Origin of the sequence: Burkholderia sp. Ax-1724, assembly GCF_011752995.1 — a bacterium.
Classification (GTDB): domain Bacteria; phylum Pseudomonadota; class Gammaproteobacteria; order Burkholderiales; family Burkholderiaceae; genus Paraburkholderia.
Window position 1 is genome coordinate 178,224 of record NZ_VWWL01000005.1, and the last position, 12,560, is coordinate 190,783.

Sequence of the window (12,560 nt, forward strand, 5' to 3'; positions counted from 1 at the left end):
AGGAGTCGTCCGATTGCACGCTATCGGCCCGTGCGTCTACGGTGAACGCTTTCACCAACGGGAAGGAGCGCTTGAGAAATGACCAGCACGCGGACGCCTATACGCTGCAACGCCATGAATGAAAGCAATCGCCATCTCCGCATCTATCCTTCTCACTGCTCCCGCCTTTGCCATGGTGGGCTCACCTGCGCAGTGCGTTAGCTGGCCCAGGAGCATCGTCGAAGTGAAGCTGCGGAATGCAGGCATCATCGATCCCACAAAGCTCGACGCGTCGAAAACGCAAGCGGTGCGCATCGCATCGCAGAAAGTCGGCCAGGACCTTTATCGCGATGTGTACGACATGACGTTCCATGACAAGTCGGGGCGCGTGATCGAGGTCATCACGTCAAGCGAAGCATCGTCTGCCGAATGTTCCATGGGTAGCGTGGATGTCTACGTTGTCTCGCGGAAGTTAGCCGACAACTAGCCCGCTCGTGCACCGATGGCATAGGGTGGCCCGCTGCACGAGCAGCATCACGCCCGGCGCGAGCGCGCCGGGCGTCACTGTGATCGGGAGCCGGTGCAGCGGGGCTTGGACCACGAGCGTCTATTGGATTGCTGTTTATGCACCGCTCGCTGTGTTGACGGCGCAATTCGGTTTGATTACCAGCAGGAAAATCTGCCGTTTTGTGTGCCAATTCGCTGGCTTGTGTGTCTGTTTATAAACGGTTTAGCCGATGATTGTGGTGGCGATTCTGGTGCTGTTATTGGTGTGTTATTTGATATGTATTTAAAAATAATATTTGCGAATTTTAATTAAATAGCAATTCTCCGTGAAAAATAACGATTCAAAGCATGAGTAAATATAGGCGCCAGAAAACCACCGTGTAAGCCAGATACCCATCTGAGCCATACCCAGAAAGGCTCATGGAAAAACACACAGTAAGCCATCGCATCAAGACTCCACAAAACACCAAACAAACACAGAACTCCTTTATTCGACCGCAGGCGCAAAAAACAGCACATTTCTCCACTTAATCGCAACACCGGAAATGCGTGTGTATTCCAGAAAACCCGCCATAAAGAATTCCGTTATAGTCGCGCTTTTCCCGTCGCCAGCCGGGCATAGAAAAACACCAATAAGCCCGCCATCAGGAGTATTGAAAATGAACGCCCGCGAACCCGTTTTTGTTTCCCAATCCCGCAGTGCGCGTCTGCGCCAGATGCTGCTCAGCAACGAGCTCGAATTCATGATGGAGGCCCATAACGGCCTGTCCGCGCGCATCGTTCGCGAAGCCGGCTTCAAGGCGATCTGGGGCTCGGGCCTCGCGATCTCCGCGCAATTCGGCGTGCGCGACAACAACGAGGCGAGCTGGACTCAGGTGGTCGACACGCTCGAATTCATGGCCGACGCGAGCGATCTGCCGATCCTGCTCGACGGCGACACCGGCTACGGCAACTTCAACAATGTGCGCCGCCTCGTGCGCAAGCTCGAACAGCGCGGCATCGCCGGCGTGTGTATCGAAGACAAGCAGTTTCCGAAGACCAACAGCTTTATCAACGGCGAGGCGCAGCCGCTTGCCGGGATCGACGAATTCTGCGGCAAGATCAAGGCCGGCAAGGACTCGCAGAACGACGAGCATTTCTCGATCGTCGCACGCGTCGAGGCGCTGATCGCGGGCTGGGGCATGGACGAAGCGCTGCGCCGCGCCGAAGCCTACCGCCAGGCCGGCGCCGATGCGATCCTGATTCACAGCAAGCTGTCGCGCCCCGACGAGATTCTCGAATTCGCGCGCGAATGGGCCGGCCGCGCGCCGCTCGTGATCGTGCCGACCAAGTACTACAGCACGCCGACCGACGTGTTCCGCGAGGCGGGCATCAGCGCCGTGATCTGGGCGAACCATCTGATCCGCGCGTCCACCTCGGCGATGCAGGCGGTCGCGAAGGACATCCATGCGAGCGAAACGCTCGTCAACGTCGAGGACAGCATCGCCGCTGTCAACGAAATCTTCCGCCTGCAGGATGCGGACGAATACTCGGAAGCCGAAGACCGCTATCTGTCGAGCGGTCGCGCGGCCGGCTCCGCCGTCGTGCTTGCCGCGGGCCGAGGCAAGGGGCTTGAAGCCGTCACGGAGGATCGTCCGAAAGTCATGCTGCCGATCGCGGGCAAGCCGCTGCTGCGCTGGCTCGTCGATGCGTTCAAGAAGCAGGGCGTCAACGACATCACGGTGGTCGGCGGCTATCGCGCCGACGCGATCGAAACGGCCGGCATCAAGCTCGTCGTCAACGAACAACATGCGCAGACTGGCGAACTCGCGTCGCTCGCGTGCGCGCTCGACACGCTGAGCGGCGATACCGTGATCTCGTATGGCGACCTGCTGTTCCGCAGCTATATCCTGCGCGATCTGGTGGAGAGCGAGGCGGCCTTCAGCGTGGTCGTCGATTCGTCGCTGACCGACGCGGAAAACGCGAGCGTGCGCGATTTCGCGTGGTGCTCGGCGGTCGACGACCGCGGCCTGTTCGGCACGAAGGTCGTGCTGCGGCATGTCGCGAGCGGGCAGGCTCAGGCTGAGTCGGCGGCGGCGAGCGCCGCACAGGCACCGCATGGCCGCTGGGTCGGTCTGCTGAACGTGCGCGGCGCGGGGCGCGAGCGCTTGCAGGCCGTGATGGCGCAGTTGCAGGCACGGGCGGATTTCGCCTCGCTCGACATGCCCGCGCTGCTCAATGCGCTGATCGAAGCCGGCGAATCGATCGAGGTGCAGTACGTGCATGGTCACTGGCGCGGTGTCAACGATCTCGACGACTTTCGCCGCGCGGGCGATTTCGCCCACGCGCAGGCGCCGTTCGCGACGGCGGCGGGCGCGGTAGCGAAGCATGAAGCACAGCAGGAAGCACACGGAGACGCGCGATGATCGAAGCCGCACAGTTCGTCGAGGCGGCGCGCGAGCGCGGTTTCGACTGGTACGCGGGCGTGCCGTGCTCATATCTGACGCCGTTCATCAACTACGTGTTGCAGGACGACTCGCTGCACTACGTATCGGCGGCCAACGAGGGCGACGCGGTCGCGCTGATCGCGGGCGTCACGCTCGGCGCGCGCAACGGCCGGCGCGGCATCACGATGATGCAGAACTCGGGGCTCGGCAACGCGGTGAGTCCGCTGACCTCGTTGACATGGACCTTCCGTTTGCCGCAACTGCTGATCGTCACGTGGCGCGGCCAGCCCGGCGTCGCCGACGAGCCGCAGCACGCGCTGATGGGCCCGATCACGCCGGCGATGCTCGACACGATGGAAATCCCATGGGAGACCTTCCCGACCGAGGCGGATGCGATTGGCCCGGCGCTCGACCGCGCGGTCGCGCACATGGACGCGACCGGCCGCCCGTATGCGCTCGTGATGCAAAAGGGCAGCGTCGCGCCGTACGAACTGAAGGACGGCGGCGCGCCCGCGCGCAAGACGCCGGTGGCGCCGCGCGCTGAGTTCCGCGGCGTCGCCGCCAACGAACTTGCGACGCGTCACGATGCGCTGCAAAAGGTCATCGCGCATACGCCGCTCGACTCGACCGTGGTGCTCGCCTCGACCGGCTTCTGCGGCCGCGAACTCTATGCCATCGACGATCGCGCGAACCAGCTCTACATGGTCGGCTCGATGGGCTGCGTGACGCCGTTCGCGCTCGGTCTTGCGCTCGCGCGGCCGGACCTGCGCGTGGTCGCGCTCGACGGCGACGGCGCCGCGCTGATGCGCATGGGCGTGTTCGCGACGCTCGGCGCATACGGTCCGGCGAACCTCACGCACGTGCTGCTCGACAACGGCGCGCACGATTCGACCGGCGGCCAGGCGACGGTGTCGGCGCAGGTGTCGTTCGCGGGCGTGGCGGCCGCGTGCGGTTATGCGTCGGCGGTCGAGAGCGACGATCCGGCCGTGCTCGACGCGCTGTTTGCCGCGCCGCCGCTCGACGGTCCGCGCTTCGCACGCCTGACGATCCGCCGCGGCACGCTCGACGGCCTGCCGCGCCCGACCATCACGCCGCCCGATGTGAAGACGCGCCTGATGCGCCACATCGGCGCCGCCTGAACCTATCGCAATTGAAGGAACCCCCATGCTGCTGCTTAACCCCGGCCCGGTGACGCTCACCGAGCGTGTCCGCAACAGCCTGTTGCAGACGGACCTGTGCCATCGCGAAAGCGAGTTTTTCGATTTGCAGGAAGAGGCGCGCACGCGTCTTGTCGACGTGTACGGGCTCGACCCGAACGAATGGCAGGCCGTGCTGATGACGGGCTCCGGCACGGCCGCCGTCGAAAGCATGATGGCCGCGCTCGTGCCGCAGAACGGCAAGCTGCTCGTCGTCGAAAACGGCGTGTACGGCGAGCGCATCGCGCAGATCGCGACGCAGTACGGCATCGCGCACGAAGCGCTGAAGCACGACTGGATGGACGCGCCCGATCTCGCCAAGATCGCCGGGCGGCTCGACGCCGACAAGTTGTTCACGCACGTCGCGGTGATCCACCACGAGACGACCACGGGGCGTCTGAACGACATCGCCGCGCTCGGCGCCCTGTGCCGCGCGCGCGGCCTGCGTCTGCTGGTGGACGGCGTGAGCAGCTTCGGCGCCGAGGCGATCGATTTCGCCGACGCGAGTCTCGATGCGGTCGCCGCCACCGCGAACAAATGTCTGCACGGCGTGCCGGGCGCGTCGTTCGTGCTGGTGCGGCGCGCGGCGCTCGCGCGGGCGGCGAGCCGCACGTACTACCTCGATCTCGGCCGTCTCGCGCGCTTGCAGGATCAGCGCAATACGCCGTTCACGCCCTCGGTTCACGCGTACTACGCGCTCGTCGAAGCGCTGCGCGAACTCGCCGACGAAGGCGGCTGGCGCGCGCGTCACGCGCGCTATGCGGGGCTCGCCGGGCAGGCGCGCGCGGGGCTCGCCGAGCGCGGCATCGGTAGCGTGTTGCCGCCGGATCAGTCGTCGGTGGTGCTGCGCGCGTACCGCTTGCCGGACGGCATCGCGTATCCGCAACTGCACGACGCGCTGAAGGCGCACGGCTTCGTCATCTACGCGGGGCAGGGTGGTCTGTCGGCGGAGCTGTTCCGCATTTCGACGATGGGCAACATCCATGCGGCCGATATCGACCGCCTGCTGCAAGGCTTTACCGACCTGATGCGCTGAGCGGCCCGCGCTGCGTGCGATGCCGGGGCGCCGTGAGCGGCATTGCTCATACGGGGTCTTTGTCCGGCGGTCCGTCGGGCCGCTGCGGCTCCTCGACATGATGGCCGGGCGCGGGCGGCACGAGCGGATCGGCCTCGGGGTCGCGGTTCGGATCGGCGTTCGGGTCGGGAATCGGGCTCGTGTGCAGGTCGTCGCTCATGGCGTCACCTTTGCGGTTGGAATGCGCGAAATCGGGCGGAGAGGGGTTGCCGCGGGCCAGTAAGGGCCAGTGCGGGCCAACACGGTCCATGCATGCGGACCGCTGCCGAAATGCGCTGCCCGTCTCCGTCGTTTTGTATTCAAGCGTAGGCGCTGGCCACGCTTCCTGTCGGCTACTTTTCCCTATTTTTTCGCGCGGCGGCCGACGCTCAGTTGCCAGTAGCGCTCGGTTGCGAATACGTCGTCGTAATGGCCGGCGCCGAACGCGCGCAACTGGCTCGCGTAGGCGTTGACGGCTTCGCGCTTGAGCTGCGCGCGGCGTTGCATGTCGATCGTATGGTCCGCGCTCGGGTGCGCCGGCGTCGCGACGATGCCGCGCCGCGCGAGATCGGCGAGCCGCGCCTGCAGCGCGCCCGGCGTGAGCCGGTGAATCGCTTCCTCGTAGCCGAACCAGTGCAGATGCGTGAGCCGCGGCAGGATTTCGCAGCAGGCTTCGAACACGCGCGCGTGGTCGTCGTGCTGCAGGCCGAGCGGCATCAGCAGCGTGTTGGCGGTCGTGCGATAGATCGTTTCCTCGAGCGCGGCCGCCATCTGGCCGATCGACGGCGAATCGGCGTACTGGCCGTCGCGAAACGGCATGCGCAGCGGAATCGCGTCGAGCACGTCGAGCGCGCGATTGTCTTCGCGCGTGCGTTCGCGGATCGCCTCGCGCGCGCTCGCGAAGCCCGCTTTTTTATCCCACTCGGTGCGCATGTCGTGCTCGGGCGACGCGGCGAACACCGTGCAGACGGCGGCGTCGGGATGCGCGGCGAGCAGCGCGCCGCAGCTGAAGACGGCGTCGTCGAAATGGGGCGAGACGATGAACAGGCGTGGGGTGGTTTCGCTCATGGCGTGCGGGGCGGGTCAAGGCGTGTTTGGGGGATGCAATTCGGGGTGCGATTCGGGGTGCGATTCGGGGCGCAATTCGAGGTGCGATTCGGGACGCCATGCACGGCGCGATGCAAGGCGCGGCCAGGGTGTAGCGAAGCGTGTGATTGCGAGGCAGATGCGGATGCGCGCGAAAAACGCGGCGTCAACTCAGCTTAGGCGGAATCGTCGCGGATTGCGCTCGGTTTCCTGACGCGCAAGCGGTGTGCCCGAAGAGCGGATCGCCGCGTATGACGAAGCGACGATGTCGGGAGGTTCGGACTTGCTGTCGGGTGGTGGTGTGGCTGTGTGGTGACGTAGTGACGTGGTGGGGCGAAGCCGTTTGTCGCGGATGTTTGCCGTTGCTGTTTGTATGACTGATCGCGCGGCGTAGCGCCTAAGCAGTCTAAATTGCTTGAGTTGCCTGAGCCGTCTGAGCCGTCTGAGCCGCCAACACCGCCGCGTGCCTGAACGCCGCCACGAGGTTCGCGACGATATCCTCGCGCAGCCGCGCGTCGGCGGTTCTGAGCGCGTACGACGGATGCCACGTCGGCACGATCAGGCGTCCGCGATGCGCGATCGTGAGCCCGAGGTATTCGGACAGATTGACGTGCGCGCCGGTCAACGCTTTCAGCGCGGTCGGCCCGAGCGTGACGACGACGCGCGGGGCGACTTGCGTCAGCTCCTCGTCCAGCCAGTATCCGCAAGCCTCGACTTCGCTGCGTTCCGGCGCGCGATGGACGCGCTGCCCGCTCTCGCGCTGCGGGCCCGGCTGCCGTGGAATAGCGCGCGCCTCGGTCGCTATCTCCCACTTGTAATGCTTGACCGCATAGGTCAGATACAACGCCGCGCGCTCGACACCGGCGCGCGCAAGCACCGTATCGAGCAACTTCCCGGTCGCGCCGCCGAACGGTTCGCCGTGCTGGTTCTCGTATTCGCCGGGCTGCTCGCCGAGCGCCATGATCGCCGCGTGCGTGGGACCGATTCCGGCGACAGCCTGCTTCGCACTGCGCCACAGTCCGCAGCGCCGGCAGGTGGCGAGCGGGCCGTTCGGCTCGCGCAACGGCGGCGTGAGCGCGGAAATCTCAATGGGCGGTGGCTGCGCCACGTGAACGGCGGCACCCCGCGCGCCAAGACGCGTGCGCTCGCGTGCGAGATGCGCGGGCAGCGGCGGACCGGCGGGCGGCGTGCGCCAGTAGCGCAGCGGCACCGGCGCGGGTTGCGCGTTGACGACGTTCGCGTACCAGGCAAGCCATAGTGCTTCGGCCGGTTCGCTCGTGACGGCTTCGCCGGTCATCGCGCTCGCCGGCAAAGCATGCCCGGCCTCGCGGCGTTCTTCCGCTGCGGGACGGCCGATGCGCAACAGCATGCCGTTCCAGAACGCCGCGCCTCGCGGGGTCGCGAGCATCCACGTGGAGTTGCCCATGTCCGCGGCGAACTCCGTGGCGGCGCGTTCGAGCAGGTCGTGATGCGGCTCGTACCAGCCGACGAATTCCGGTGGCCCCATCGACGGATCGCGCCGTCTGAACAGCGTGCCGAGCACGAGTTCGGCGGTGGCCCGCTCGATCGCCTCGGCGCGTTGCGCGAGCAGCGCGCCGTCGGGGTCGTGCAGTTCGATGACGCCGCGTTCGCCCTGCATCCAGCGCCACAGGATGCGGTAGAGCAGAGTCCAGCGATCGTCCGAGCGATGGCACGCGGCGGTTTTTAGCTGCATGAGCAGCTCGCGGGGGATGGCGGGTGTGGGGCGAGCGAGGAGCGGCGTTTCGGCGCCGAGGGTGGTTTTATCCAGGAACGGTCGGGTTCGTGGCGTTGCGGTTTTTTCCGCTTCGCCCTTGCCCTCGCCCTCGGCTTCAATCCATTCGACCGATAAAGGCTCGATGCCTTCGCGCAGCGCTTCGCGCGCCGCACGGCGCCAGGCGGCAAAAGTCGGTTCGATCAGGATGCGTTTCACGACGGCAAAATACTGTATAAATATACAGTATGTGCGCAAAGGGGGATTGGGGCAAGCGGGGGCGACGGGTTGGGCGAGTCCGATGCTTTTGCCGGGAGATGCCGCGCGGTCGAGGCTCGGGATGACTGCGGCGAAATGGCTCTGAGAATGGCCGTGAGAACGAGGCAAGCGCATGCCGGGTTCGCCGCCGGCGGGTGACAAACCCGCAAACCCGCAGAACGGCAAAACCGCAAAAACCGCCCCTAAATCCCGCGCAAATCCTCCGGCGTATCGACGTCGCGCAGGATGCCCGGATCGTCGACATCCACGCGCGTCAAACGTTGGGTCATCAGCAGCGATCTGGCGCCCGCGTCGCCGTCGAGCGCGAGCAGCGCCTCGCAATGCTCGACGCCGAAGCCGACCGGATGGCCGCGCTGTCCGTCGTAAAACGGCGCGACGAGCGCGGCGCCGTCGTCGAGCGTGCGGGCCACCGTTTCGATCGTCGGAATCGAGATGCGCGGCATGTCCGCGAGCGCGACGATCCAGCCCTCGGCGTCGTCGCTCGCTGCGATGCCCGCCGCGAGGCTCGCGCCCATGCCGCGTTCGGCGCCGGCCGCGAACACGACGTCGCAGCCGGCATCGTTGAGCACGCGGGCGAGCGCATCCGAGCCGAGCCGCACCACCGCGATCACATGCGGCACGACGAGCAGCAGCCGATGCGCCGATTCATGAGCGACGGGCGTGCCGTCGGGCAGGCGTGCGAGCAGTTTGTTGCGCAGCCCGTCCGGATCGAAACGCGAGCCGAACCCGGCGGCGAGCAAGACACCTGTGGCGAGCGAGGCGTAGGCCATCGGCGAATCCCAATAGAAGGAACGAGACCGATTGTGCGATGCAAGGCCACGTCAGGCAAGCGCGAATGCCGGCATATGGCGTTCGCCGCGCCGCTTTTCGACACCGTAACGCAATCGCGCGCTGCCAATCTCCCACCGCCAGCACCTCATGGCCAGCACCTCATGGCCGGCACCTCACGGCCAGCACCGCACGGCCAGCACCGCACGGCCAGCACCTCACCACCAACACCCCACCACCAACACCTCACCACCAACACCTCACCACCAACACCTCACCACCAACACCTCACCGCCAACACTCCGACACACACCACTAAACCCGCATCACCTTATCGAGCGTAATCGGCAGATCCCGCACCCGCACGCCGGTCGCGTGATACACCGCATTCGCGATCGCGGCCGGCACGCCCGTAATGCCGATCTCGCCAATCCCGCGCACGCCGAGCGAGTTGATATACGGGTCGGGCCGGCCGATGAAGGCGATGTCGAGCGTGTCGATATCGGCATTCACGGGCACGTGATACTCGGCCAGATTCGCGTTCGTGAAGCGCCCGTAGCGCGTATCGAGCGACGACTCTTCCTGCAGCGCCGCGCCGATGCCCCACACGATGCCGCCCATCATCTGGCTGCGCGCGGTCTTCTCGTTGAGCACGCGCCCCACGTCGTAGACGGCCACTACGCGCGGCACGCGGATCGTGCCGAGGTCCGCGTCGACATGCACCTCGACGAACACCGCGCCGAACGAGTGGAACGCGTACTGCTGCTTCTCGTTGCCGGGCCTGACCGTCGAGGTCGCCTCGATCGGCTTGCCGCCCGCGCGCGCGATGATCGCCGCGGCCGGATCGCGCCGGTCCGGCTGCGAGCGGCTCACGACCCAGCCGTCGGCGACGGTGACGTCCTCGGGCGCGAGGCCATGCACGGGCGACGCCTGATCGGCGAGCGCGAGCGCGATCAACTGGCCGCGCGCCGCGCTTGCCGCCTCGCGCACGGCCGGCGACACGCTTGCCGCCGATTGCGAGCCGCCCGAGCCCGGCGCGCGCGGCAGGGTCGAATCGCCGAGCGCGAAGTGGATGTTTTCGGGCGCGAAGCCGAGCGCATCGGCGGCGACCTGGGTCATCACGGTATAGGTGCCGGTGCCGAGGTCCTGGGTGCCCGAGGCGACCATCGCGGTGCCGTCCGGCAGAATGCGCGCGAGCGCCGCCGCCTCGCTGCGGTTGGCCGGATAGGTGGCGGTCGCCATGCCCATGCCGATCAGCGTGTTGCCGTCGCGCATCGAGCGCGGCGCGGGCGAGCGGCGCGACCAGCCGAATTTCTCCGCGCCGATCTGGTAGCACTCGCGCAGCGACTTGCCCGACCACGGTTTGTTCTCCTGCGGATCGCGCTCGGCGTAGTTCCTGAGGCGCAGCGCGAGCGGGTCCATCTTGAGCGCGGCGGCGAGTTCGTCCATCGCCGATTCGAGCGCGAACGAGCCCGTGGTTTCGCCGGGCGCGCGCATGAAGGTCGGCGTGCCGAGATTGAGCGGCACGAGCCGGTGCGTCGTTACCTGATTGGGCACCGCATAGAGCATGCGCGTGACCATGCAGCAGGTCTCGGTCCAGTCCTCGATCGTCGAGGTGTTCGAGAAGCTGTCGTGGCGCATCGCGGTCAGCGTGCCGTCGCGCCGCGCCGCGATGACGAAGTGCTGCTCGGTGCGCGGGCGCGCGCCGACCGGGCCGAACATCTGCGGACGTTCGAGCACGAGCCGCACCGGCCGTCCGGTTTGCCGCGCGGCCATCGCGCACAGCGATACGTGCGACCACGACGAGCCCTTGCCGCCGAAGCCACCGCCGATGAACGGCGAGATCACGCGCACGTCGCCGGCCGGCATGCCGAACACCCTGGCGACCGCCTGCGCCGCGTTGCTCACGCCCTGGGTCGAATCGTAGAGCGTCAGTTGCGGGCCGTCCCAGCGCGCCATCGTCGCGTGCGGCTCCATCGGATTGTGATGCTCGATCGGCGTCGTATAGGTCGCCTCGATATGCACCGCGCCGCCGCGCATGCCGTCCTCGAAGCTGCCGCGCTGCGTGTCGGTCTGACGGCCTTGCGGCTTGATGGGCGCATGCGCGTTCGGCTTCGCCTGCGCGAAGTCGAGCGCCGCGGCCTCGGCCCGATAGACGATGCGCAGCTGGCGCGCGGCATCGGTCGCATGTTCGAGCGTATCGGCGACCACCACCGCGACCGGCTCGTTGCTGTAATGCACTTCGTTGTCCTGCAGGAGCGACAGACGCCGCCCGGCCGGCGGCGCGAGCGCGGGCTGACCGCCGTTCGGCAGGCGCGGGGCGTTCCGGCAGGTCATCACGAGCAGCACGCCGGGTACGGCCTCGGCATGGCTCGCATCGATCGACGCGATCGTGCCGCGCGCAATCGTGCTGGTCACGAGCACCGCATGCGCGAGTCGCGCTTCGGGGAATTCGGCCGCATAACGCGCATCGCCGGTGACCTTGAGCAGGCCGTCGACGCGATCGAGCGGCTGGCCGATCAGATTCATGCGACACCTCCCGCGTAACCGGCCGCCTCGTTGATCGCGCGCACGATCGCGCGTTGCGCGAGCTGCACCTTGAAGCCGTTGTCGCGCTGCGGCCGCGCGCCGTCGAGCGCGGCTGCGGCGGCGTTCCTGAGCGTGCTCTGCGTGAGCGGCTGGCCGGCCAGCATCCGTTCGGCCGCGCTCGCGCGCCACGGTTTAGGCGCGACACCGCCGAGCGCGATGCGCGCGGTCTCTACGCGCGCGCCGTCCATCTGCAACGCGGCGGCCACCGAGACCAGCGCGAATGCGTAACTGGCGCGGTCACGCACTTTCAGATAGTGCGAGTGCGCGCTGAAGAGCGGCGGCGGCAGATCGACGGCGGTGATCAGCTCGCCGGGCAGCAGGGTCGTATCGACGTCGGGCCGCTCGGCGGGCAGCCGATGAAAATCGGCGAACGCGATCGTGCGCTCGCCGTTCGCGCCGCTCACCCGCACGGTCGCGTCGAGCGCGGCCAGCGCGACGCTCATATCGGACGGATTGACCGCGATGCATTGCGGACTCGCGCCGAGAATCGCGTGCATGCGGTTGTGTCCGCCGAGCGCCGCGCAGCCGCTGCCGGGCAGGCGCTTGTTGCACTGGGTGAAGGCCGTGTCGTAGAAATAGCCGCAGCGCGTGCGTTGCAGCAGATTGCCGCCGACCGTCGCCATATTGCGCAACTGCGCCGACGCGCCCGCGAGCAGCGCTTGCGATAGCAGCGGGTAGGATTCGCGCACGAGCGCGTGATTGGCCGCATCGCTGTTGCGCACGAGCGCGCCGATGCGGATGCCGCCGCCGGGCAGCGCCGTGATCGCATCGAGCCCGTCGATATGCGTGATGTCGATGAGCCGCACGGGCCGCGCGACGCCGCCCTTCATCAGATCGAGCAGATTCGTGCCGCCGCCGATAAATACCGCGCCCGGTTGTTGCGCGGCGCGCAGCGCGCTCGCGACGTCGCCGGCGCGTTCGTAGGAGATCGCATCCATGCCGGT

10 protein-coding genes are annotated in these 12,560 nt (G+C 67.0%); 4 read left to right on the forward strand and 6 right to left on the reverse strand.

Annotated features, from left to right (window positions below; genetic code table 11):
- Nucleotides 1-118: 118 nt before the first annotated feature.
- The 4 genes from F3J19_RS08255 to F3J19_RS08270 all read left to right on the forward strand — a co-directional run bounded on the left by F3J19_RS08255 (nucleotide 119) and on the right by F3J19_RS08270 (nucleotide 5,144).
- The gene (locus tag F3J19_RS08255) at nucleotides 119-466 is read left to right on the forward strand and encodes a hypothetical protein (RefSeq protein ID WP_167039646.1); all 348 of its coding nucleotides are present in this window, start codon (nucleotides 119-121) and stop codon (nucleotides 464-466) included.
- Nucleotides 467-1,145: 679 nt separating this feature from the next.
- Nucleotides 1,146-2,891, forward strand: coding sequence for a phosphoenolpyruvate mutase (aepX, locus tag F3J19_RS08260; RefSeq protein ID WP_167039648.1), 1,746 nt, complete (start codon nucleotides 1,146-1,148; stop codon nucleotides 2,889-2,891).
- A complete protein-coding gene (aepY, locus tag F3J19_RS08265; protein WP_167039650.1) occupies nucleotides 2,888-4,051 on the forward strand; it encodes a phosphonopyruvate decarboxylase in 1,164 nt (387 codons plus the stop codon). The genes aepX and aepY overlap by 4 nt, the downstream gene beginning before the upstream one ends.
- A 25-nt stretch (nucleotides 4,052-4,076) precedes the next feature.
- A complete protein-coding gene (locus tag F3J19_RS08270) occupies nucleotides 4,077-5,144 on the forward strand; it encodes a 2-aminoethylphosphonate aminotransferase (RefSeq protein ID WP_167039652.1) in 1,068 nt (355 codons plus the stop codon).
- A 46-nt stretch (nucleotides 5,145-5,190) separates the two neighbouring features.
- On the opposite strand, the gene F3J19_RS08275 is transcribed toward F3J19_RS08270, so the two are convergent.
- The 6 genes from F3J19_RS08275 to F3J19_RS08300 all read right to left on the reverse strand — a co-directional run bounded on the left by F3J19_RS08275 (nucleotide 5,191) and on the right by F3J19_RS08300 (nucleotide 12,554).
- Nucleotides 5,191-5,343 carry a hypothetical protein gene (locus F3J19_RS08275; protein ID WP_167039654.1) on the reverse strand — a complete coding sequence of 51 codons (153 nt, stop codon included), beginning with the start codon at nucleotides 5,341-5,343 and terminating at the stop codon, nucleotides 5,191-5,193.
- Nucleotides 5,344-5,525: 182 nt separating this feature from the next.
- On the reverse strand, nucleotides 5,526-6,230 hold the full coding sequence (locus F3J19_RS08280; protein ID WP_167039656.1) for a PIG-L family deacetylase: 705 nt from the start codon (nucleotides 6,228-6,230) through the stop codon (nucleotides 5,526-5,528).
- A gap of 424 nt (nucleotides 6,231-6,654) precedes the next feature.
- Nucleotides 6,655-8,199: a DUF4130 domain-containing protein gene (locus F3J19_RS08285; protein ID WP_167039658.1), complete on the reverse strand. Its 1,545-nt coding sequence runs from the start codon at nucleotides 8,197-8,199 to the stop codon at nucleotides 6,655-6,657.
- Between the two features lie 242 nt (nucleotides 8,200-8,441).
- Entirely contained in the window at nucleotides 8,442-9,029 is a 588-nt protein-coding gene (locus tag F3J19_RS08290; protein ID WP_167039660.1) for a nucleotidyltransferase family protein, read from the reverse strand.
- Between the two features lie 313 nt (nucleotides 9,030-9,342).
- Entirely contained in the window at nucleotides 9,343-11,556 is a 2,214-nt protein-coding gene (locus tag F3J19_RS08295; protein WP_167039662.1) for a xanthine dehydrogenase family protein molybdopterin-binding subunit, read from the reverse strand.
- Nucleotides 11,553-12,554, reverse strand: coding sequence for a xanthine dehydrogenase family protein subunit M (locus F3J19_RS08300; RefSeq protein ID WP_167039664.1), 1,002 nt, complete (start codon nucleotides 12,552-12,554; stop codon nucleotides 11,553-11,555). Before F3J19_RS08300 ends, F3J19_RS08295 begins: the two co-directional genes overlap by 4 nt.
- Between the last annotated feature and the right edge of the window lie 6 nt (nucleotides 12,555-12,560).

What these genes read in the sequence shown, in the direction of transcription:
- F3J19_RS08255 (WP_167039646.1), top strand. Translation starts at nt 119, where the DNA reads ATGAAAGCAATCGCCATCTCCGCATCTATCCTTCTCACTGCTCCCGCC.
- aepX (WP_167039648.1), top strand. Translation starts at nt 1,146, where the DNA reads ATGAACGCCCGCGAACCCGTTTTTGTTTCCCAATCCCGCAGTGCGCGT.
- aepY (WP_167039650.1), top strand. Translation starts at nt 2,888, where the DNA reads ATGATCGAAGCCGCACAGTTCGTCGAGGCGGCGCGCGAGCGCGGTTTC.
- F3J19_RS08270 (WP_167039652.1), top strand. Translation starts at nt 4,077, where the DNA reads ATGCTGCTGCTTAACCCCGGCCCGGTGACGCTCACCGAGCGTGTCCGC.
- F3J19_RS08275 (WP_167039654.1), bottom strand. Translation starts at nt 5,343, where the DNA reads ATGAGCGACGACCTGCACACGAGCCCGATTCCCGACCCGAACGCCGAT.
- F3J19_RS08280 (WP_167039656.1), bottom strand. Translation starts at nt 6,230, where the DNA reads ATGAGCGAAACCACCCCACGCCTGTTCATCGTCTCGCCCCATTTCGAC.
- F3J19_RS08290 (WP_167039660.1), bottom strand. Translation starts at nt 9,029, where the DNA reads ATGGCCTACGCCTCGCTCGCCACAGGTGTCTTGCTCGCCGCCGGGTTC.
- F3J19_RS08295 (WP_167039662.1), bottom strand. Translation starts at nt 11,556, where the DNA reads ATGAATCTGATCGGCCAGCCGCTCGATCGCGTCGACGGCCTGCTCAAG.
- F3J19_RS08300 (WP_167039664.1), bottom strand. Translation starts at nt 12,554, where the DNA reads ATGGATGCGATCTCCTACGAACGCGCCGGCGACGTCGCGAGCGCGCTG.